The sequence below is a fragment of the Streptomyces sp. NBC_00237 genome, from assembly GCF_026342435.1.
GTDB lineage: Bacteria > Actinomycetota > Actinomycetes > Streptomycetales > Streptomycetaceae > Streptomyces.
The window spans coordinates 1,555,511-1,578,056 of sequence record NZ_JAPEMT010000001.1 but is presented as its reverse complement, the minus strand read 5'-3'; the positions used below and the strand labels follow the sequence as shown (position 1 = coordinate 1,578,056).

The 22,546-nt window shown below is 71.7% G+C and carries 16 protein-coding genes; 12 read left to right on the top strand and 4 right to left on the bottom strand.

The genetic code is table 11. The annotated features are described in order from the left end of the window. Nucleotides 1–161 precede the first annotated feature (161 nt). Genes OG897_RS06945 through OG897_RS06935 form a run of 3 tightly spaced genes read right to left on the bottom strand, consistent with a single transcriptional unit; the run spans nucleotide 162 to nucleotide 2,934 of the window. Entirely contained in the window at nucleotides 162–392 is a 231-nt protein-coding gene (locus tag OG897_RS06945) for a hypothetical protein (protein WP_266653888.1), read from the bottom strand. Between the two features lie 20 nt (nucleotides 393–412). Next, nucleotides 413–2,689, bottom strand: coding sequence for a 4-alpha-glucanotransferase (malQ, locus tag OG897_RS06940; protein WP_266653886.1), 2,277 nt, complete (start codon nucleotides 2,687–2,689; stop codon nucleotides 413–415). Beyond that, entirely contained in the window at nucleotides 2,689–2,934 is a 246-nt protein-coding gene (locus tag OG897_RS06935; protein WP_266653884.1) for a hypothetical protein, read from the bottom strand. Before OG897_RS06935 ends, malQ begins: the two co-directional genes overlap by 1 nt. A gap of 351 nt (nucleotides 2,935–3,285) precedes the next feature. On the opposite strand from OG897_RS06935, the gene OG897_RS06930 reads away from it, so the two are divergent. Continuing rightward, on the top strand, nucleotides 3,286–6,225 hold the full coding sequence (locus tag OG897_RS06930; RefSeq protein WP_266653882.1) for a beta-N-acetylglucosaminidase domain-containing protein: 2,940 nt from the start codon (nucleotides 3,286–3,288) through the stop codon (nucleotides 6,223–6,225). A gap of 133 nt (nucleotides 6,226–6,358) precedes the next feature. On the opposite strand, the gene OG897_RS06925 is transcribed toward OG897_RS06930, so the two are convergent. Beyond that, on the bottom strand, nucleotides 6,359–6,895 hold the full coding sequence (locus tag OG897_RS06925) for an HNH endonuclease (protein ID WP_266653880.1): 537 nt from the start codon (nucleotides 6,893–6,895) through the stop codon (nucleotides 6,359–6,361). A gap of 228 nt (nucleotides 6,896–7,123) precedes the next feature. On the opposite strand from OG897_RS06925, the gene OG897_RS06920 reads away from it, so the two are divergent. The 11 genes from OG897_RS06920 (at nucleotide 7,124) to OG897_RS06870 (ending at nucleotide 22,546) form a co-directional block, all read left to right on the top strand. Then, nucleotides 7,124–8,242 carry a mechanosensitive ion channel family protein gene (locus OG897_RS06920; RefSeq protein ID WP_266653878.1) on the top strand — a complete coding sequence of 373 codons (1,119 nt, stop codon included), beginning with the start codon at nucleotides 7,124–7,126 and terminating at the stop codon, nucleotides 8,240–8,242. A gap of 242 nt (nucleotides 8,243–8,484) precedes the next feature. Beyond that, complete coding sequence (locus tag OG897_RS06915) at nucleotides 8,485–9,681, top strand: ROK family transcriptional regulator (protein WP_266653876.1); 1,197 nt, start codon at nucleotides 8,485–8,487, stop codon at nucleotides 9,679–9,681. Nucleotides 9,682–9,739: 58 nt separating this feature from the next. Then, on the top strand, nucleotides 9,740–11,074 hold the full coding sequence (locus tag OG897_RS06910) for an ABC transporter substrate-binding protein (RefSeq protein WP_266653874.1): 1,335 nt from the start codon (nucleotides 9,740–9,742) through the stop codon (nucleotides 11,072–11,074). 7 nt (nucleotides 11,075–11,081) lie between these two features. Further along, a complete protein-coding gene (locus tag OG897_RS06905; protein ID WP_266653872.1) occupies nucleotides 11,082–12,050 on the top strand; it encodes a carbohydrate ABC transporter permease in 969 nt (322 codons plus the stop codon). 5 nt (nucleotides 12,051–12,055) lie between these two features. Then, nucleotides 12,056–12,949: a carbohydrate ABC transporter permease gene (locus OG897_RS06900; RefSeq protein ID WP_266653870.1), complete on the top strand. Its 894-nt coding sequence runs from the start codon at nucleotides 12,056–12,058 to the stop codon at nucleotides 12,947–12,949. A 12-nt stretch (nucleotides 12,950–12,961) separates the two neighbouring features. Continuing rightward, on the top strand, nucleotides 12,962–14,227 hold the full coding sequence (locus OG897_RS06895; protein ID WP_266653868.1) for a 6-phospho-beta-glucosidase: 1,266 nt from the start codon (nucleotides 12,962–12,964) through the stop codon (nucleotides 14,225–14,227). Next, nucleotides 14,224–15,207, top strand: a complete 984-nt coding sequence (locus OG897_RS06890) for an N-acetylglucosamine kinase (RefSeq protein WP_266653866.1) — start codon at nucleotides 14,224–14,226, stop codon at nucleotides 15,205–15,207. The genes OG897_RS06895 and OG897_RS06890 overlap by 4 nt, the downstream gene beginning before the upstream one ends. A gap of 633 nt (nucleotides 15,208–15,840) precedes the next feature. After that, nucleotides 15,841–17,112, top strand: coding sequence for a hypothetical protein (locus OG897_RS06885; protein WP_266656627.1), 1,272 nt, complete (start codon nucleotides 15,841–15,843; stop codon nucleotides 17,110–17,112). A gap of 146 nt (nucleotides 17,113–17,258) precedes the next feature. Then, nucleotides 17,259–18,296: a glutamate ABC transporter substrate-binding protein gene (locus OG897_RS06880; protein ID WP_266653864.1), complete on the top strand. Its 1,038-nt coding sequence runs from the start codon at nucleotides 17,259–17,261 to the stop codon at nucleotides 18,294–18,296. Between the two features lie 129 nt (nucleotides 18,297–18,425). Beyond that, nucleotides 18,426–19,811, top strand: a complete 1,386-nt coding sequence (locus tag OG897_RS06875) for a hypothetical protein (RefSeq protein WP_266653862.1) — start codon at nucleotides 18,426–18,428, stop codon at nucleotides 19,809–19,811. After that, a complete protein-coding gene (locus tag OG897_RS06870; protein ID WP_266653860.1) occupies nucleotides 19,811–22,546 on the top strand; it encodes a serine/threonine-protein kinase in 2,736 nt (911 codons plus the stop codon). The genes OG897_RS06875 and OG897_RS06870 overlap by 1 nt, the downstream gene beginning before the upstream one ends.

Genomic DNA, 22,546 nt, shown 5'->3' with positions numbered 1-22,546 from the left:
CCACGGTCACACCGGAAAGACATTCAGGTCCATCGAAACTTTTCGATGAAACTGTTCAGGAGAAGCGAACAATGGCGACGTGAGTGAACGCACCGAGGGCGTCGGCGGCCCGTACGTTCAGTACGGGCCGCCGACGCCCTCGGAGGAGCGAAGTCCGGGTGTCAGACCTGCTTGCGCGACTTGTCGAGCACCATCACCAGGCCGGCGATGACCACGAAGAGGCCGATCGGGGCCGCGACGAAGAGACCGAGCGTCTCGGCGACGCTCAGGCCGGGGCCCGGGTCGTCACCGTCGTCCCGTACGGCCGCGAGCGCGGGAGACGACAGGAGCAGCATCATCAGCGTCGTACCGGTCGCGACAGCGCCGGCGCGCAGAGCGTTCTTCTTGTCCACGGTGCAAAAGTAGCGAACGCCTAAGCGGGGCGCTCGCCCGGGGGTGCCGTAAGGGGTTCCGCCCCTGCATCCGCACCCGCGTGCGCACCACTGTCAGAGGCTTCGCGGATCGCCTCCACGAGGGCGTGCAGGCGGGGTGAGGCGGCCAGTTCCTCCAGGGTGAGGGGGCGGCCGGTGGCGTCGGCGAGGGGCAGCCGCCAGTTGGGGTACTGGTCCCAGGTGCCCGGCAGGTTCTGCGGGCGGCGGTCGCCGACGGCGTCGGGCAGCCAGATGCCGACCATCCGGGCGGGGGTGCGCAGCAGGAAGCGGTGCACGGCCCGTACGGCCGCCTCCTCGTCCTCCCCTCCTTCGGGCAGCAGGCCCAGTCGGGTGAGGTACGAGAGCCAGTCGGTGACCTCTGTGGCCTCCTCGGCGCGCTCCCGCGCCAGCGGGCGGGTGAGCAGGCCCAGGCGGTGCCTCAGGGCGACGTGGTCGCCGGTGAGGCGGGCGGCGGTGGACGGCAGGTCGTGGGTGGTGGCGGTGGCGACGCAGCCCTCTCGCCAGGCTTCTGGGGGCAGCGGGCGGCCGGTGCCCGCCCAGTCCCGTTCGAACCACAGGACGGAGGTGCCGAGCACGCCGCGTGCCGCCAGCGCGTCGCGGACGCCGGGTTCGACGGTGCCGAGGTCCTCGCCGACGACGACGGCACCGGCGCGGTCCGCCTCCAGGACGAGGACGGCGAGCATCGCCTCGGCGTCGTAGCGCACGTACGCGCCTTCTGTGGGCGGCAGGCCCGCAGGCACCCACCAGAGGCGGAACAGACCCATCACGTGGTCGATGCGGACGGCCCCGGCATGCCTCAGGAGGTTGCGGAGCAGGCTGCGGTACGGGGCGTAGCCGGTCGCGGCGAGCACGTCGGGCCGCCAGGGCGGCAGGCCCCAGTCCTGGCCGCGGGCGTTGAAGGCGTCCGGCGGGGCTCCCACGGACATGCCCGGTGCGTACGCGTGGGCCTGGGCCCAGGTGTCGGAGCCGTCGGGGTGCACGCCGACCGCCAGGTCGTGCACCAGGCCGACGGCCATGCCCGCCTCGCGGGCGGCGCGCTGGGCGGCGGCGAGCTGGCAGTCGGTGAGCCACACGGCCCGGCAGTGGAAGTCGATGAGGCCGCCCAGCTTGGCGCGTTCGCGGGCGGTGTCGGCGGAGTCCCGGTCGGCGAGTGCGCCGGGCCACCGGGTGCGGTCCGGGCCGTACAGGTCGACGAGGGCCAGCCAGGTGGCGTGGTCCTCCAGTGCGGTGCCCTGTTCGGCGAGGAAGTCGCAGTAGGCGGCGCGGCGGCCGGGGCTCAGCGGCACCCCGGCCACGATCGTCAGCGCCTCCCGCTTGAGTGCCCATACGGCGTCCCGGTCGAGCAGCGCGTCCCTGAGGAGCACCCCTTCGCGCAGGGCGGCGGCCTCGGCGAGGAGTTCGCCCAGGCGGGTGCGGTCGGCCGGGTCCGTCACGTAACCGAACTCGGGTACGTCCTCGATCCGCAGGTGCACGGGGTCGGGGAAGCGCCGGGTGGAGGGGCGGTACGGGGAGGGGTCGGTCGGCGTGCCGGGGACGGCGGCGTGCAGCGGGTTGACCTGGAGGAAGCCCGCACCGAGGAAGCGCCCGGCCCAGGCGGCGAGGTCGGCGAGGTCGCCGAGGTCGCCCATGCCCCAGGAGCGGGTGGAGAGCAGCGAGTAGAGCTGGACGAGGAAGCCGTGCCGGGGGCCTTCGGGTGCCTTCGCGCGCGCGGGGGCGACGACGAGGTGGCAGGAGGCTTCGCGGCCGTCGGGCAGGCGGACGGACAACCGGTGGACGCCGTGCGGGAGTTGTGCCCAGTGGCCGCTCGCGCCCGTGGCCGCGGGGCCGTCGCGGTGCGCGGGCGGCGGGGCGGGCCAGGTGCGGGCCTCGCCCTGTTCGGTGGCAACCCGCAGTTCGGTGCCCTCCGGGAGCGCGGCGAGGGCCTCCGGAAGCGTCTGGGCGCCCCGCCACAGGACGAGCGTGGGCGGAAGCACCTCGGTGCGGGCGCGGGCGTCGTGGGCGGCGAGAGCGGCGTCCACGGCCTCGGGGGTGCTCGCGTCGACGTCCAGGGCGGCGAGCACGGCGACGGCGGTGGCCGCGGGAACGTGGACGGTGCGGTCGGCCGACGGGGAGTAGGACACGGCGACGCCGTACAGGGCGGCGAGCCGGGCCAGGGGGGCGGGAACGGGGGGCGGTTCCGGTGGTGAGGGCTCCGCGGGCGACGCGGGCTCCGCGACCGGCTCCACCGGTTCCTCCGGTGTCGTACGCCCTGCTGCCATCAGACCCCCGGGTACTGGTACTCCGTGCCGGACGCGGTGCCGTACGACGTCGGCTCGCTGGTGAGGGGCGTCGCGTCGGTGAGCGGGGGCTCACTGGTGAGCGGCGCGGCGTCCGCGAGGGGCGGCTCGCTGGTCAGGGGCGGCTCGGCGCCGCACCCGCAGGCACAGGTCCCGTCGAGGACGGAGTCGGGGCCCGAGACCTGTGGGGACAGGGCGGAGAGGAGGAGCTGGGCGGAAGCGGCCACGAGGGCCTCCCTTGATGGGGGACGCGGACTTCAGCGTCTCTACCCAGAGGGCGGAGTCGCAGACATTTACGGCCGTTGAACGTGAGCCGTGTCACATTCGTTCCCCCGGCGGGGAGTTGGCGCAAGAAGTTGAAGGAATCGGACACACGGCCGCAGACTGTCCGGCACATCCGGTGCGGACGGGCGAAACGCGGTCGGCGCTCGCATTGACACTGTCGGCGGACGGGTGATGGGCTCGGCGCGCGCAGGTCACGGAACGATCAATACCGCACGCGGCAGCAGTCGGCCGCGGACGGACACCGAAGCCGTACACCGCAGAGGTGCGCGGCACGTGAGCCAGAGGAGTACGGCGTGCAGTTGGGGCGCAGAAGGGGCGCGACCGCCGTCGCGTTCGCCGTGATGGGCGGCCTGCTCGGCGGTGCGCCGGGTGCGGTGGCCGCTCCGCCCGCCCCGGACGTTCCCGCTCCCGCGACGAGGGACAGCGACAGTGACTCCGCGCTGCCGCCCGTGTGGCCGCGCCCGCAGTCGATGCGTGCGGCCGGTGCCGGTGTACCGGTGGGTGACGAGGCGGTGCTGGTGGTCGCGCCCGGCACCGATCCGTACGCGGTGGACGCACTGCGCAGTGTGCTGCGGGGTGCGGGTGTGCACACCCTCTACGAGGTGGCACCGGGCGAGGCGCTGCCGCCGCGCGGTCCCGTGGTGCGGGCGGGGGCCGCCGACGAGGTGCTGACGGCTTTGCGCGCACCGGCGCGCGGGGACCTCCCCCAGGGGGGTTACCGGATCGCGGTGGGGAAGGTCGCGGGTCGCGACACGGTGGCGCTGGACGGTGTCGGCGCGGACGGTGTGTTCCACGCGGTGCAGACGCTGCGGCAGTTGATCCGTACCGGAGGGGGACGCCCCACGGTCGCGGGCGTCTGGGTGCGGGACTGGCCGGGGACGGCCGTGCGGGGCATGGCGGAGGGCTTCTACGGGCGCCCCTGGACCACCGAACAGCGGCTCGCCCAGATCGACTTCATGGGACGCACCAAGCAGAACCGCTATCTGTACGCGCCCGGCGACGATCCGTACCGCCAGGCCCTGTGGCGCGATCCCTACCCGGCCGCCGAGCGCACCTCCTTCCGGGTGCTCGCGGAGCACGCGCGGCGCAATCACGTGACGCTGGGCTGGGCGGTGGCGCCGGGGCAGGCGATGTGCATGTCGGACGACCGGGACGTGCGCGCGCTCACCCGCAAGGTGGACGCCATGTGGGCGCTCGGGGTGCGGGTCTTCCAGCTCCAGTTCCAGGACGTCAGTTACAGCGAGTGGCACTGCGGGCAGGACGCGGACGTGTTCGGGTCGGGACCCGCCGCCGCTGCGAAGGCGCACGCGCGGGTAGCGAGCGCGGTGGCCCGCCACCTCGCGGAGCGTCACCCGGGTGCGGAGCCCCTGTCGCTGATGCCGACGGAGTTCTACCAGGACGGGGCGACCGACTACCGGCGCGCGCTGGCCGCCGCGCTGGACGAGCGGGTGCAGGTCGCGTGGACCGGGGTGGGTGTGGTGCCGCGCACCATCAGCGGGCGCGAACTGGTCACCACCCGGAGCGCGTTCGGGCATCCACTGGTGACGATGGACAACTATCCGGTGAACGACTACGCGCAGGACCGTATCTTCCTCGGCCCCTACACGGGCCGTGAACCGGCCGTGGCGGGCCGCAGCGCCGCCCTGCTGTCGAATGCCATGGAGCAGCCCTCCGCGTCCCGCATTCCGCTGTTCACGGCCGCCGACTTCGCCTGGAATCCGCGCGGTTACCGGCCCGACGAGTCCTGGCGGGCGGCGATCGACGACCTGGCGGGCGAGGACGCGAAGGCCCGGGAGGCGATGCGCGCGTTCGCGGGCAACCACGCCTCCTCGATCCTGGACCCGCACCACGAGTCGGCGTACCTGCGGCCGTTGATGGACGCGTTCTGGACGTCCCGCTCCTCCACCGACGCCTCGGTGCGCGACGCGGCGGCACAGCGGCTGCGGACCGCGTTCACGGTGATGAAGGAGACCCCGAAGCGGCTCGGTGCGGCCGCCGGGGGCACGTTCGACGACGAAGTGCGGCCCTGGATCGACCGGTTCGCCCAGTACGGCGCGGCGGGTGAGCAGGCCGTCGACATGCTCCAGGCGCAGGCGGCGGGCGACGGCGCGGGCGCCTGGCGGCACTCGCGGGCGCTGGACGCCTCCCGTACGGCGCTGAAGGCGCCCCGGGTGACCGTCGGCAAGGGAGTGCTGGACCCGTTCCTGTCGAAGGCGGTGCGACAGGGCGCCGCGTGGACCGGGGCGGACCGGGAGCCGGGGCAGGTGACGCAGGGGCCCGGCACGTACACCGTGCGGCTCCGGCACGCGCGTCCGGTGTCGACGGTCACGACGATGGCCGACCCCGGAGCGACGGACGCCGCCGTGGAGGTGCACGTCCCGGGTGAGGGCTGGCGACGGGTCGGGACGCTCACCGTCGACGGGTGGACGCAGACAGCGGTGGGCGGCACCCTCGTGGACGCGGTGCGGCTCTCCTGGAGCTCGCTGGCTCCCCGGGCGCAGCGTGTGGTGCCGTGGTTCGCGGACGAGCCGGAGGTCAGGCTCGCGCTGTCGCGGGCGGAGGTCGACGCGGAGATCGGCGGGCCGCCGGTACGGGTGCGGGCGGCGCTCACCGGGCAGCGGCCGGGCGAGGTGCGCGGGGGGCTCGTCGCGAAGGCGCCCCGGGGCATCGAGGTCGTCGCGCCGAAGACGACCGTGGTGCCGCGCGGTGCGGACGCCTCCGTTCCGCTGGACGTCACGGTCGCGAAGGACACCCCGGCGGGCGAATACAGCATTCCGGTGTCGTTCGGCGACGGGGCCGAGCAGACGCTCACCGTACGGGCGGCTCCCCGCACCGGCGGGCCCGATCTGGCGCGTACGGCGCGGATCTCGTCGTCGGGCGACGAGACGGCGGACTTCCCGGCGTCGGACGCGGCCGACGGGAGGGCGGACACCCGCTGGTCCTCGCCCATCGGGGCGTCCGCGTGGTGGCAGGCGGAGCTGGCGGGGCCCACCCGGGTGGGCAGGGTGTCCCTGCACTGGCAGGACGCGCACGCGAAGGCGTACCGCATCCAGGTGTCGGCGGACGGCCGCACCTGGCGCACGGCGGCCACCGTCAGGGACGGCCGGGGCGGCCGGGAGACGGTGCGCTTCGACGCGAAGGACGCACGGTTCGTGCGGGTGCAGGGCGACGAGCGGGCGACCCGCTTCGGGTACTCGCTGTGGTCGGTCGAGGTGTACGCCGTCGCGGAATAGGCGGGGGGGCGGGCGCGAGTGAACGCTCACTCGCCGAACGCCCGCAGAGGGTGAGCGTTCACTCACCGCGGACCTGTGGGAGGTGAGCGCTCACTCACCTCCCACAGGTCCGCGGAGACAAAAAATCCCGGTCTCAGGCGGAGATGCCGTCGATCCGGGCCAGGGCGTCATCGGCGCCGAAGGGTTGCAGGTACGGCAGCCACCGCGGATCGCGGTGTCCCGTCCCGATGATGCGCCAGGCCAGCCCGGACGGCGGGGCGGGCTGGTGACGCAGTCGCCAGCCGAGCTCCAGGAGGTGCCGGTCCGCCTTGACGTGGTTGCAGCGGCGGCAGGCCGCCACCACGTTCTCCCAGGCGTGCTGGCCGCCGCGACTGCGGGGAATGACGTGGTCGACGCTGGTTGCGACGCCACCGCAGTACATACAGCGCCCGCCGTCCCTGGCGAAGAGCGCACGGCGGGTGAGGGGAACGGGACCCCGGTAGGGGACCCGCACGAAGCGTTTCAGCCGGACCACGCTGGGAGCGGGGACGACCCGGGTCGCACTGTGCAGAAAGGCGCCGGACTCCTCAAGGCACAGGGCCTTGTTTTCGAGTACGAGGACGAGCGCGCGGCGGAGCGGTACGACGCCGAGGGGCTCGTACGACGCGTTGAGGACCAGGACATGCGGCACGGATGCCTCCTTGTACGCCGGCGGCGCGTGGCTCGCGCCGGGACGATCTGGGACCAGTCTCCCCTCATGCCTGGTCGTGGCGCCACCACGTCCGGGTAACGGGCCACAAGTGTTTTGCACCACACGGGGGAACCGCCCGGCCGGGTGTCCGGAACCACAGGCTCGGCGCCCCACTGTCAACAGGGTGGGGCACCTTGCCCCGTTAGTGTGGTGGGTCTGCCACATCGCATGGAGGTGCCCGAGGTGTCCTGGTCCGCCCTACTGGTCGCAGATCCGCCCGCCGATCCCGTCACGTTCGACGAGGCTGCCGAGAAGGCGAGCAATGCCGCGAGCTGGGTGGAGCAGAACTGGTCCACCTGGCTGAGCGTGGGCCTGCGCATCCTGCTGATCGTCGTGATCGCCACGGTGCTGCGTTCGGTGATCCGGCGCACGATCACCAAGCTGATAGCCCACATGAACAACAGCGCGCAGGCGGTGGAGGGCACCGCGCTGGGTGGTCTGCTGGTGAACGCGGAGCGCCGTCGCCAGCGCTCCGAGGCGATCGGTTCGGTGCTCCGTTCGGTGGCGTCGTTCCTGATCCTGGGCACCGCCGCACTGATGGTGCTGGGTGCTCTGAACATCAACCTGGCGCCTCTGCTGGCGTCCGCGGGTGTCGCCGGTGTGGCGCTCGGTTTCGGCGCCCGCAACCTGGTCACCGACTTCCTGTCCGGTGTCTTCATGATCCTGGAGGACCAGTACGGCGTCGGCGACACCATCGACGCCGGGGTGGCGACCGGTGAGGTTATCGAGGTGGGCCTGCGCGTCACCAAGCTGCGCGGCGACAACGGCGAGATCTGGTACGTGCGCAACGGCGAGGTCAAGCGGATCGGCAACCTGAGCCAGGGCTGGGCGACCGCGGGCGTCGACGTCCAGGTCCGCCCTTCGGAGGACCTGGAGCACGTCCGTGAGGTGCTCTCCGAGGTCGCCGAGGACATGGCGAAGGCCGAACCGTGGAACGAGCGGCTGTGGGGACCCATCGAGGTGCTCGGCCTGGACTCGGTGCTGCTGGACTCGATGATCGTGCGCCTCTCGGCGAAGACGATGCCGGGCAAGGCGCTGGGGGTGGAGCGCGAGCTGCGCTGGCGGGTCAAGGCCGCCTTCGACAAGGCGGGCATCCGGATCGTCGGCGGTCCCGCGCCGGTGATCGAGGCGGACCCGGCCGACTCGTCGGCGGGCGTCGCCGCCCCGTCAGCGATGGCCAACCCGCTCTCCCCGCAGGCGATGGCGTCCAACCCGATTCCGCCCGCCGGGGCGACACCGGGGTCGGGCCCCGCCGCTCCCGCCCCGAATCCGAACCTGAACAAGTGACCACGCGGGGCCCGGACAAGCCCCGCACACGTAAGGGCCGGTACGCCCGGCTTCGTACCGCAAGAGGCACAACAGCCCCAAGAACGCACTTCTGCGCCCCCGCAGGTAACGCTTTGGTTGCCTCGGGGGCGCTTCCCATTGACGGGCCTTTCACCTGCGCCTTACGTTCCTCGCACCGAATAGGAAACTTTCCTAACAACGTAGTTGGGAGAGCAGGCAGCCGAGAGGCGGGTGACTTCGTCATGGCCACAACACCGGGCACACCGAGTGTTCTGCGAGCGATGAACGACCGGGCGGCACTCGATCTGCTGCTGGCGCACGGCCCTCTCTCCCGCACCCGGATCGGCAAGCTGACCGGCCTCTCCAAGCCGACCGCGTCCCAGCTGCTGGCCCGCCTGGAGGCCGCCGGGCTGGTCGTCGCGACCGGCACCACCGAGGGCCGCCCCGGCCCCAGCGCGCAGCTGTACGCGGTCAACGCCGGTGCCGCGCACGTCGCCGCGCTGGACGTCACCCCCGAGCGCATCCGGGCCGCCGTCGCGGACCTCACGGGCGAGACCGTCGGCAGCTTCGAACTGGCCACTCCCGGCCGCGCGTCGACGGGTGTCGTCCGCCAGGTGGTGCAGGCGATCGACGGGGCGGCGAAGGACGCCGGAATGGTCCCGGCCGACCTGCACCGGGTCGTGATCGGCACACCGGGCGCGTTCGACCCGAGCACCGGGCGGCTGCGGTACGCCTCGCACCTGCCGGGCTGGCACTCCCCCACGCTGCTCGACGAGTTGGCCGCGGTGCTGCCGATGCCGGTCGAGTACGAGAACGACGTGAACCTGGTGGCGGTCGCCGAGCACCGGCTGGGGGCGGCGCAGGGCCACGAGGACTTCGTGCTGCTGTGGGCCGAGGCGGGCCTCGGCGCGGCCCTCGTCCTCGGCGGGCGGCTGCACCGCGGCTGGACCGGCGGCGCCGGCGAGGTGGGCTTCCTGCCGGTGCCCGGCGCCCCGCTGATCCGCCGGGTGGCGCAGGCGAACGGCGGCGGCTTCCAGGAACTCGTCGGCCCCGTCGCCGTACCGAGGATCGCGAAGCGGCTCGGCATGGAGACACCCGAGCAGCCCGCTGTCGAGGTGGCCGTCGACCTGCTGGAGCGTGCGTCACGCGGGGAGACGGGGACGGCCGGACTGCTGCCCGAGTACGCGCACCGCCTCGCCGTCGGACTGGCGTCCGTGGTCGCGGTCCTCGACCCCGAACTGATCGTCCTGTCCGGAGCGTTGACCGCCGCGGGCGGGGAGCCGCTGCGGGCCCTCGTACAGACGGAGCTGGCCGATCTGGCCGCGCCCCGGCCCCGGCTCGTGATCGGTGAGATCCACCAGAACCCCGTGCTGAGAGGCGCGCTCCAGAGCGCCTTGGAAGCCACCCGCGACGAAGTGTTCGACACCTCGTCCCGCTAGCCCCCGTCCGCCCCCGTCACACACCCCCGTGCCCCGTCCTGTCCCTGGGAGCTTTGTCATGCGCAGAAACCGCCGTCTGACCGCCGCCGCTGTCGCCGTCGCCGCGATATCCGTGGTCGCCACCGCCTGTACCGGCTCCGCCGAGAACGTGTCGAAGGACGACCCGAAGGCCAACACCACGATCAACTTCTGGCACGGCTGGGCCCAGCCGAACGAGGTCAAGGCGATCAAGGAGAACGTCGACCGCTTCGAGAAGGCGCACCCGAACATCAAGGTCAACGTCGTCGGCAACATCAATGACGACAAGCTCAACCAGTCGCTGCGCAGCGGCGGTTCCAACGGCCCGGACGTCGTGTCGTCGTTCACCACGTCCAACATCGGCAAGTTCTGCTCCTCGGGCGCCTTCGCGGACCTGAAGCCGTTCATCGAGAAGTCGAAGCTGGACCTGGAGAAGACCTTCCCGAAGGTCATGCTCGACTACACCCAGTTCGAGGGGAAGCGCTGCGCACTGCCGCTGCTGGCGGACGCGTACGGCCTCTACTACAACAAGGACGCCTTCGAGAAGGCCGGGATCAAGGAGGCCCCGAAGACGTACTCGGAGCTCCTGACGGCCGCGAAGGCGCTGACGAAGACCAAGGGCGACGGCTACGAGCAGCTGGGCTTCATGCCCGCCTTCCACGGCTACGAGACGACCTCCGAGCACTACCTGGGCTCCTGGGGCCCGGAGTACTTCGACAAGGACGGGAAGTCGCAGGTCGCCAAGGACCCGGCGTTCGCGGACATGTTCACCACGCAGAAGAAGATGGTCGACGAGCTCGGCGGGCTGAAGAAGCTGGAGAAGTACCGCAACACCTTCGGTGACGAATTCGGCGCGAAGCACCCCTTCCACACCGGCCAGGTCGCCATGCAGATGGACGGCGAGTGGCGGCTGGGGATGGCGAAGGACGCCAAGACACCGTTCAAGATCGGTGTCGCGCCGATGCCGGTGCCCGACAGTCAGGTCGCCGACTACGGCAAGGGCTACCTGTCCGGCACGGTGATGGGCATCGCCCCGCAGAGCAAGAAGCAGAACGCCGCGTGGGAGCTCGTGAAGTTCATGACGACCGACACCAAGGCGGTCGTGGAGTTCTCCAACGGGATCCACAACGTGCCCTCGACCTTCGAGGCGCTGAAGTCGCCCGACCTGAAGATCGAGCCGGAGTTCAAGACCTTCATCGACATCGCCCGGCACCCGAAGTCCAACACCGCTGCGGGTGCGGTCAACGGCGCCACGTACCTGAACACCATCCAGGACTTCGGCTACCAGTACGAGAAGGGGACCGAGACGGACCTGAAGGCGGGTCTGGACAAGCTCGCGAAGCAGATCGACACCGACATCGCGAAGGCGAAGTAGTTCTCCCATGACCACGAACACGGTCCGTGCGGAGCGCGGGAAGTCCAGTCTTGCCGCGAAGCACAGAAAATCAGCGCTGCGTACGGCGGCCTTCATGTCGCCGTGGCTGATCGGCTTCGCGGTGTTCTTCGCGTATCCGCTGATCTCCACCGTGTACTTCTCGTTCACGAAGTACGACGGCTTCGGCGCTCCGGTCCTCAACGGCCTCGACAACTGGAAATACGTCTTCCAGAACTATCCGCTGTTCTGGCCCGCGATGCGCAACACGCTGTGGCTGGTCGTCGTGATGGTGATCTGCCGGGTCGTCTTCGGCCTCGGCATCGGTCTGCTGATCACCAAGATCAAGACGGGTACGGGAATCTTCCGCACCCTCTTCTACCTGCCCTACCTCGCCCCGCCGGTCGCCGCCACCCTCGGCTTCGTCTTCCTGCTGAATCCGGGCACCGGGCCGGTCAACGCGATCCTCGGCGACCTGGGCCTGCCCACTCCCGACTGGTTCACCGACCCGGCCTTCTCGAAGCCGGCACTCACCATCCTCGCGGTGTGGGGCATCGGCGACCTCATGGTCATCTTCATGGCCGCGCTGCTCGACGTGCCGAAGGAGCAGTACGAGGCGGCGGAGCTGGACGGCGCGTCCTCCTGGCAGCGGTTCCGCTTCGTGACGCTGCCGAACATCTCGCCGATCGTGATGTTCGCCGTCGTCACGGGTGTCATCCAGGCGATGCAGTACTACACCCAGCCGCTCGTGGCGGGGAAGGTCGCCTCCGGCATCATCGGCAACTCGGGCCAGCAGGTGGAGCCCGGCTTCCCGGACAAGTCGACCCTGACCCTGCCGCAGCTCGTTTACAACCTCGGCTTCCAGCGCTTCGACTACGGCGCCGCCGCGGTCACCGCGCTCGTCCTGTTCGTCCTGGCGATGGCCTTCACGGCCCTGCTGATGCGACGTCGCGGCGGCCTCCTCCAGGCAGGTGAGTGACTCCCATGTCCACCACGACACTTGAGCGACCGGTCAACACGGATGCGCCCACTCCGGCGCACCGCACCGCACGCCGCAAGGCGGCGCTGCACTGGATCGGCGTGCACTCCCTCGGGATCGCGGCGGCGCTGTTCTTCGTGCTGCCGTTCGTCTTCCTCTTCCTCACCTCCCTGATGAGCGACTCGCAGGCGCTCACCAGCGACCTGGTGCCGCACACCTGGGAGTGGGGCAACTACGTCAAGGTCTTCGAAACACCGGGCTTCCTCACCTGGTGGAAGAACAGCCTGCTGTACGCCGGTCTTGGCACTGTCCTCACGGTGATCTCGTCGGTCCCCGTGGCGTACGCACTCGCCAAGTTCCGCTTCCGCGGCCGCAATCTGTCGCTGCTGCTGGTGATCTCGATGATGATGCTGCCGCAGCAGGTCGTCATCATCCCGATGTACCTGTTCTGGTCGAAGCAGCTGGACCTCACCGGCACCCTGTGGCCGCTGATCATCCCGCTCGCCTTCGGGGACGCGTTCTCCATCTTCCTGCTGCGGCAGTTCCTGCTGACCATTCCCAACGAGTACCTGGACGCGGCGAAGGTGGACGGCTGCGGCGAATTCCGCACGCTGATCCGCATCGTGCTGCCGATGGCCAAGCCCGGCATCGCGGCGATCGCCCTGTTCCAGTTCTTCGCCCTGTGGAACGACTACTTCGGCCCGCAGATCTACGCCTCGGAGAACCCGGCGGCGTGGACGCTGAGTTACGGCCTGGAGTCCTTCAAGGGCGCGCACCAGACAAACTGGAATCTGACCATGGCCGCGACCGTACTGGTCATGGCCCCTGTGATCCTCGTCTTCTTCTTCGCCCAGAAGGCGTTCGTCGAGGGTGTCACGCTGACCGGAGTGAAGGGCTAGGTCATCACACTCATGAAGCTCGCAGTAGTCGGTGGAGGCTCCACCTACACACCCGAGTTGATCGACGGCTTCGCCCGGCTGCGGGACACGCTCCCGATCAGCGAGCTGGTCCTGATCGACCCCGCGGCCGACCGGCTGGACCTGGTGGGCGGACTCGCCCGCCGGATCTTCGCCAAGCAGGGCCACCCGGGCACCATCACCACCACCTCCGACCTGGACGCGGGCGTCGCGGACGCCGACGCGGTGCTGCTCCAGCTCCGCGTGGGCGGCCAGGCGGCCCGCAACCAGGACGAGACGTGGCCGCTGGAGTGCGGCTGCGTCGGCCAGGAGACGACGGGCGCGGGCGGCCTCGCGAAGGCGCTGCGCACCGTCCCCGTCGTCCTCGACATCGCCGAGCGCGTGCGTCGGGCCAACCCCGACGCGTGGATCATCGACTTCACGAACCCGGTCGGCATCGTCACCCGCGCACTGCTCCAGGCCGGTCACAAGGCGGTCGGTCTGTGCAACGTGGCGATCGGCTTCCAGCGGAAGTTCGCGAAGCTGCTCGACGTCGCTCCGGCCGAGGTCCATCTCGACCACGTGGGCCTCAACCACCTCACGTGGGAGCTGGGAGTACGTCTCGGCGGCCCGACCGGCGAGAACCTCCTCCCGAAGCTGATCGCCGAACACGGCGAGACCATCGCCGCCGACCTGCACATGCCGCGCGCCGTCGTGGACCGCCTCGGCGTCGTTCCCTCGTACTACCTGCGGTACTTCTACCAGCACGACGAGGTCGTACGGGAGCTGGGCACGAAGCCCTCCCGGGCAGCCGAAGTGGCGGCCATGGAGAAGGAGTTGCTGGCCCTGTACGGCGACCCCACCCTCGACGAGAAGCCGGAGCTGCTCGCCAAGCGCGGCGGCGCCTTCTACTCGGAGGCGGCCGTCGACCTGGCGTCCGGGCTGCTGGGCGGCGGCGGATCACCTGTGCAGGTGGTCAACACGTACAACAACGGCACCCTCCCGTTCCTCCCGGCCGACGCGGTCATCGAGACGCAGGCGCGCATCGACGCGAGCGGGCCGACGCCTCTGAAGGTGGCACCGCTGGACCCGATGTACGCGGGTCTCGTCGCAGGCGTCACGGCGTACGAGAACCTCGCGCTGGAGGCCGCCCTGCACGGCGGCAGGGAGCGCGTCTTCAAGGCGCTGCTCGCGCATCCCCTGGTGGGCCAGTTCGAGTACGCGGAGGCGCTCACCGACAAGCTGATCGCGCACAACAGGGAGCACCTGGCGTGGGCGTGAGCACCACCCGTGGCGTCGAGGACGGCAGCGTCCTCGCGATCGACGCGGGCAACAGCAAGACGGACGTCGCCGTGATCGGTGCGGACGGCCGGGTCCTGGGCACCGGCAGGGGCGGCGGTTTCCAGCCACCCCTGGTAGGGGTGCAGGTGGCGGTCGACGTGCTCGCGGGCGCGGTCGCGACGGCCATGTCAGCGGCGGGCGTCGCAGGCGTCGAGCACGTGTCGGCCTGCCTGGCCAACGCGGATCTCCCGGTCGAGGAGAGGGAGCTGGCGGCGGCGGTGCAGGCGCGCGGCTGGGGCCGTACGACCGAGGTCCGCAACGACACCTTCGCGATCCTGCGGGCCGGGGTGGACGAGCCGCGCGGGGTCGCGGTGGTGTGCGGGGCGGGCATCAACTGCGTCGGCATGCTCCCGGACGGGCGCACGGCCCGGTTCCCGGCGATCGGGAAGATCTCCGGGGACTGGGGCGGGGGCGGGGGGCTCGCGGACGAGGCGATGTGGTTCGGGTCGCGGGCGGAGGACGGGCGGGGGGCTCCGACGGCGCTGGCTCGGATACTGCCCGCGCACTACGGGGTGGAGTCGATGTACGCCCTCGTGGAGGCGCTCCACCTGGGGCGCATTCCGGCGGTGCGGCTGCACGAGGCGGCTCCGCTGGTGTTTTCGGCGAGTGCGGGGGGTGATGCGATCGCCCGGTCCCTGGTGCACCGGCTGGCGGACGAGGTGGTCGCGTTGTCCTCCGTGGCGTTGGGGCGGCTGGGGCTGCTGGAGGAGGAGGCGCCGGTGCTGCTCGGGGGGAGTGTGCTGGCGGCCCGGCATCCGGAGCTGGACGAGCGGATCGGCTCGCTGCTGGCGGAGCGGGCGCCGAAGGCGGTGGTGAGGGTGGTGGAGGTGGCTCCCGTGCTGGGGGCCGCGCTGATGGGGCTGGACCGGGTGGGGGCTCCGGTGGACGCGCACCGGGTGGTGCGCGGGCACTACGCGTAAGGGGTACGGGGGTGGGGCGGGGCCTTCTGACGGGTGCGGGCCCTGGGGGTGGGGCGGGGGCGCTCCGGGGTGGGCCCGGAGCGAGAGGGGCCGCCCCCTTGCCCGCCCGTTCCGCCCCCCCCCCCCCCCCCCCCCCCCCCCCCGGGGGGCGGCCCCACCGCCCAAGGAGGCTAGGCGAAGGCCCCGCCGCCCACGGAGGCGAGGCGGAGACGGGCAGGCCCCGCCGCCCAAGGGGGTTGGGCGGGCGGGGTGAGGTGGGGGAAATGCGGAGGACACGGGCCCGGTGAGGGCACCCATGGCCCCGGGGGGCGGCGACACATAGGATCGGCCATTAAGTGGCATGTCCCTGGCGCGAATTGGGCACCGCGGGACCCGGGCGAAATGATCGCCAGGGGTCCCGTACGGGAACCAAACGGATCTCTCCGACGTATTCATGTGGAGGGGTGCCCGCCGGAGGGCGGGCCAGCCGTCCACGACCGAGGGGGAGGTCTCGTGGCACACCCGCCGATGGGCGGCCCAGGGGGGACCGCCGTGGCTCCGACGCCCGCCGCGCCCGCCGCACCCGGGCCGCTTCAACCGCACCACCCACCGCCCGCCGCCCGCCGCAGCGCCTGGGCCGAGGGCAGGGACAAGCTGCGTGCCGCCGCGACGACCGAGCCCGGCCGCCTGCGGATCATCGGGGCCGTGCTGGCGGTGCTGGTGATCGCGTTCGGGGCGGTGACCGCCTGGCAGGTCGCCGACCGCAAGTCCGCCGCCGACGACGTGGTGACGCGCAGCCAGCCGCTGTCCGCGGACGCGGCGAGCATCTACCGCTCCCTCGCCGACGCCGACACGGCCGCCGCCAGCGGATTCCTCGCGGGCGCGCAGGAGCCGCCCGCAGTGATCAAGCAGTACAACGACGACATCGCCGAGGCATCCCGCCTGCTGGTCAAGGCCGCGGCGAACACCTCGGGCACGAGCGCCTCGGGGCAGCACATCGCCAAGCTCAACCAGGCGCTCCCCCGCTACACCGGCCTCATCGAGCGGGCCCGCGCCAACAACCGCCAGGGACTGCCGCTGGGCGGCGCCTACCTGCGGTACGCGAACGACCAGATGACGACCCAGCTGCTGCCCGCCGCGAAGAAGCTGTACGACGAGGAGACGGACCGCCTCTACCGCGACTACGACGACGCGACGGCCTGGCCGTACGTGGCGCTCGCGCTCGGCGTGCTGGCGCTCGGCGGCCTCGGCTGGGCGCAGCGGCGCAACTACCGCCGTACGAACCGGGTGCTCAACCACGGTCTGCTCGGTGCGACGGTCGCCTCCACCGCCGTCCTGCTGTGGCTGGCGGTCGGGCACACGGTGGCGGCGGCGGGCCTCGACGACTCGCGGACGTACGGACAGGAATCGCTGAAGGTCCTCAACGACGCCCGCATCAGCTCCCTGCAGGCGCGGGCGAACGAGAACCTCACCCTGGTCTCGCGCGGCGCGGTCACCACCGCGAAGGGCGACGACAAGTACGAGGCGGAGTACACGACCGGCATGGCCGACCTGGAGAAGCAGCTGGCCGGTGCGGGGCGGCTGGCCGACGACGGCGGGGGCAAGGGCCCGGTGCAGAAGGCCGCGGACAGCGTGAAGGTCTGGAAGAACCAGCACAAGGACGCCCGCGAGACCGACAACCAGGGCGACTACGACGCGGCGCTGGAGAAGGTCATCGGCACGAGCGACTCGACGGGCCAGTCCTTCAGCAAGGTCGACCAGGCGCTGGCGGCGGCCCTGGACTGGGAGCAGCGCGAGTTCACCGAGGCGGCCGAGGACGGCCGGGGCGCCCTGTCGGGCCTGGCGATCGGCGCGGCGGTACTGGCCGTGCTCGCGGCGGGCGCGGCACTGCTGGGCATCGGGCGCAGGCTTTCGGAGTTCAGGTGATGAGGGGGATGGGCGGACGCGACGCACGGAGCGCGGACGACGCACGGAGCGCAGAGGGCGCGCGGAGCGCACAGGGCGCGCGAGGTGCGGATGGCGCGCGGGGTGCACAGAAAGCGCACGACGACGCGGTGGCCGAAGGGAGCGCGATGAGGAAGACCGGTGCACGGTCCGGTGCCGAGAACACCGGGGCGGGACAGGGCGGTTCGCGTACGGCCGCCCGTACCCTGCGCGGCGGCTGGCGGCTGGGCCTGGTCGCGCTGGGTGCCGCGGTCGCCCTGACGGCGGGTGTCGCGGTGCTGCCGCTGCCCACCGACGGAGGCAGCGAGAAGGTGTCCGCCACGGGCGGCACGGCCGCGCAGGCCGCCGCGAAGGCACCCGACTGCGAGGCGCCCGAGAAGAGCCTGCGCGCGGCCTCGGTGGACGGCCCCACGATCGAGAAGATCAAGGCGCGCGGCAAGCTGGTCGCGGGCGTCGACCAGAACAGCTTCCGCTGGGGCTACCGCAATCCGGCCTCCGGCAATCTCGAAGGCTTCGACATCGACATCGTCAAGGCCATCGCGAAGGAGCTGCTGGGCAGCGAGGACAAGGTCATCTACCGGGCGATACCGACCAGTCAGCGCATCCCGATGCTGGAGTCCGGCAAGGTCGACATCGTGGTCCGCACGATGACGGTCAACTGCGACCGCATCAAGAAGGTGGCGTTCTCCCACGCCTACTTCCAGGCGGGACAGCAGGTGCTGGCCCCGAAGGAGTCCAAGATCACGGGGTACGACGACTCGCTCCAGGGCAAGAAGGTCTGCATGGCGAGGGGCTCCACGGCGCTCGACGCGATGACGGAGAAGTCGCACGGCGCGATCTTCAACACCCCCGAACTCCTCGTCCCCAACCAACTGGACTGCCTGGTGCGGCTCCAGCTCGGCCAAGTGGACGCGATCGTCACGGACAACGCGCTGGCCGCGAGCCAGGCGGCGCAGGACCCGGCGATCGAGCTGAAGGGCACGGAGCCCTTCACCACCGAGTACTACGCCGTCGCGACGAACAAGAGCGCCTCCGACCTGGTGCGCCGGATCAACAAGGTGCTGGCGGCGTACGGCAAGGGGCCGTGGCAGAAGTCGTACGACGAGTGGCTGTCGAAGGACCTCAAGGGGCTCACAGGACCACCGGCTCCGAAGTTCCTCGACTAGACGCTCCCGCACACAAAGAGACGGCCCACACACAAAGAGACGGCCCGCTCACGAGGCACCCGCACACGGGACATCCGCATACGAGACATCCGTACGAGAAGTCCGGACAAGAAGCAGGAGAGGTGATCGATGGGCGTCGCGGGATCGTCCCCCGGCTCGGCGGGCAGTGCCCAGGGCCCGGTGCTCGACCGGGACCAGGCGGACCGCGCGCTGGCGCGGCTCGGCGCCGAGCACGAGGCGATCGAGACGTCGCTGCTCGCCCTCCAGGACCATGCGGGCCGCCGCCTGCTGGAGGGTGCGGAGCTGACCGGGGTCACCAAGGACCGGTGGGCGTCCGCCGAGCAGTCGATCACCCTGCTGTGGACGTACTTCGACACGTACACGGCCGCCTTGGAGGGTGCGCGCGAGGTGCGGGCCCGGCGGCGCTGGCCGAGCCGGGAGGATCTCGCCGAGCTGACCGACGTCCTGACGGGCAAGGGCGTCACCGTGTCCGGCGGTGCGCACGCGCACGGCGCTCCGGCGTCGATCACGGGCCCGGCGAAGCTGTCCGAGCAGTTCTCGCTCGCCGCCCTGGTGAGCCGGATGAACGAGCTGTACGCGTCGTCCCTCGACATGGTCGTGGCGGCCGACGCGGTGTGGTCGGCGCTGCCCGCCCGGATAGACCTCCTGGCGGCGGAGCTGCACCGCACGCGTTCTCTGGCGCACTCGGTGGGCGTACGGCCCGGCGAGCACCCGGCGGGCGACGACCTGGAGTCGATCACGCAGGAGCTCGCGACGCTGCGCGCCCAGGTGGTGTCCGACCCGCTGGCCTTCTGGCGGCCCGCGCCCGGGAGTTCGGCTCCCGGCGGAGGCCGCCCGGACACCGACCGCTACGACCGTGCGGCGCGCGCCCTGGAGGAGGTGCGGCGGGAGGTCGACGCGGTGCTGACCGTGCGGCAGGACGCCGAGCAGCGGCTCGTACGGCTGCGGGACGTGCTCTCGCGCGCGGACCGCACCCTGAGCGAGGCCCGTTCCGCGCGGGGCGAGGTGCTCGCGAAGATCGCCGCGTCCGAGGTGCCCGCGGTGAGCGGCCCGCCGACCGCCCTCCAGGAGCTTCTCGCGGCGGCCGCCGAGTACCGCAGGCGCGCCCAGTGGCACCGCCTCTCGCCGTTGCTGGACTCGCTGGAGCGGGACGCGGAGAGCGAACTGATGCGCGCCCGGGAGTCATTGACGGCGGTCACCGCCCCGCTGGCCGTCCGCGCCGAGCTGCGCGGCAGGCTGGACGCGTACCGGGCGAAGGTGGCCCGGCACGGCATGGCGGAGGACCGGCAGCTCATCGAGCGCTACGACGCGGCCCGCCGGATGCTGTGGAGCGCCCCGTGCGACCTCCGCGTCGCCGAGCAGGCGGTGCTGCGCTACCAGGAAACGGCCAGGGAAGTCCTCGCGCCACGCCCTTCGGAAGCCCCACGGCCGCCCGCCGGGTACCCCCCGGCACCCACCTACGAGCCCAACGACCGCACCAACGGGGGTAATTGATGAGTACGACCTGCCAGCGCCCCGGTTGCGGGGGCAACTACGAGGACATGGGCGGCGGCGAGCTCTACTGCGACACCTGCGGGCTCGCCCCCGTGGTGTCGCCGAACGGGATGATCGCCGCGACCGCCACGGGCATCACCGGCGGCGGCAAGAACTCCTCGCGGGGCTCCGCGCGGGGCTCCAACAGCAGTTCCGTGCGCAGCAGTTCCCGGGCCTCCTCGCAGGCGTCCCGCTCCTCCCGCTCGGCGACGTCGCGGCGCTCCGTATCCGGCCGCCTGTCGCGCGCCCTGTCCGGGTCGACGACGTCCCGCTCGGTGTCGGTGCGCTCCTCCGGCAAGTCGACGGCCGCCTCCGGCCGCAACCGGCTGGGCGCGGGTCTGGTCACCGTGCCCGAGGTGCCGCGCCCCGACCCCCGTACGGCGATCATGGAGAACCCGGAGGTGCCCGAGCGCAAACGGTTCTGCTCGCGTTCCGAGTGCGGGGCGCCGGTGGGCCGTTCGCGCGGCACCAAGACCGGGCGCACCGAGGGTTTCTGCACCAAGTGCGGCAATCCGTACTCCTTCGTCCCGAAGCTGAGCACGGGCGACGTGGTGCACGGCCAGTACGAGGTCGTGGGCTGTCTGGCGCACGGCGGTCTCGGCTGGGTCTACCTCGCCGTCGACAAGGCGGTCTCCGACCGCTGGGTGGTCCTCAAGGGCCTCCTGGACACGGGTGACCAGGACGCGATGGCCGCCGCGATCTCCGAGCGCCGCTTCCTCGCCGAGATCGAGCACTCCAACATTGTGCGGATCTACAACTTCGTCGAGCACCTGGACACCCGCACCGGCTCCCTCGACGGCTACATCGTCATGGAGTACGTGGGCGGCAAGTCGCTCAAGGAGATCGCCAACGAGCGCCGCGACACCGGTGGCAAGCGCGACCCGCTGCCGGTCGAGCAGGCGTGCGCGTACGGCATCGAGGCGCTCGAAGCCCTCGGCCACCTGCACAGCCGCAATCTGCTCTACTGCGACTTCAAGGTCGACAACGCGATCCAGCAGCAGGACCAGCTGAAGCTGATCGACATGGGTGCGGTGCGCCGCATGGACGACGACGAGTCGGCGATCTACGGCACGGTCGGCTACCAGGCTCCGGAGGTCGCCGAGCTCGGCCCCTCGGTCGCCTCCGACCTGTACACGGTGGCCCGCACGCTCGCCGTCCTCACCTTCGACTTCCAGGGCTACACGAACGTCTTCGTGGACTCCCTCCCGGAGCCGGACAACATTCCGGTCTTCCATCAGTACGAGTCCTTCTACCGGCTTCTCGTACGGGCGACGGACCCCGACCCGGCCCGCCGGTTCGCCTCCGCCTCGGAGATGGCGGACCAGCTGACGGGGGTCCTGCGGGAGGTCGTGGCGCTCCAGACGGGGAAGCCCAGGCCCTCGCTGTCGACGCTGTTCGGCCCGGAGCTGCGGGTCACGGACACCGGCCTGTTCGCGGAACTGACGGGTTCCGTTTCGCAGTTGGGCGTACGGTCGCTGCCCGCGCCGCGCCGGACGAAGCAGAGCACGAAGGCACAGGCGCAGGCACAGGCGCAGGCGCAGGCCCGGATCCCGGCCCAGTCCCAGGGGCCGGGTCAGCCGCAGATCCTGGCCCAGGGGCCGGGCCGGCTCACCCCCGGCCAGCAGCACTCCGCCGCCGTCGCCCACGCCCCCACACAGGGCTCCCTCCCGATGCCTCCTGCGGCACCCGGCGCCCCGCCCACCCCTCCCGGCGCACCCCCGGCCGCCCCCGGAACGGCCCCCTCCGTCGCGCCGGAGAACGCGACCGCGTACCTGCTGCCGCTCCACGCACCCACCACCGCGCTCGCCCTGCCGGTTCCCCGCGTCGACCCGAACGACCCGAACGCCGGGTTCCTGGCGGGCCTGATGGCCTCGGCCCCGGCCGAGCTGATCACGGCACTCCAGCAGGCGCCGGGCGACTCGGTGGAGCGGCGGCTGCGCGAGCTGCGGGCCCGGCTGGAGATGGGTGAACTGCCCACCGCCTCGGAGACCTTGCAGGGCCTGGAGAGCTCCTACCCGGACGACTGGCGGGTGGTCTGGTACCGGGGCGTCGCCTCCCTGACGGCGGGCGACCATGAGACGGCGGCGCTGTCCTTCGACGCGATCTACGACGCGTTCCCCGGCGAGGCCGCGCCGAAGCTGGCGCTGGCGGTGTGCGCGGAGGTGCTCGGCCAGCTGGACAACGCCGCGGAGTACTACCGCCTGGTGTGGACGACGGACCCCAGCTACGTGAGCGCCGCGTTCGGCCTCGCGCGCGTGCAGCTCGCCGCGGGCGACAGGGCCGGTGCCGTACGGACGCTGGAGTCGGTGCCCGAGGCGTCGATCCACTACACGGCGGCACGCGTGGCGGCCGTACGGGCGAGGCTGCGGCGGCGCGCCGCGCAGGAGCCGTTGATCGACGATCTCCTGGCGTCCGCGGCGCAGGTGGAGTCCCTCCAGGGCTTCGGTCTGGACGCCGTACGCCGTGAGCAGTTGGCCACAGAGGTGCTGGGCACGGCTCTGGACTGGGTACTCTCCGGTGGGCACGGGGCCCGCCCCGTGCAGACCGCGCTGCTCGGCAGCCCGTTGGACGAGCGGGGCCTGCGCTTCGGCCTGGAACGTTCGTACCGGGTGCTCGCACGGCTCGCGCAGCGCGGCGACGAGAGGATCGACCTGGTGGAGCGGGCCAACCGCCTCCGCCCCCGGACTTGGGTGTGA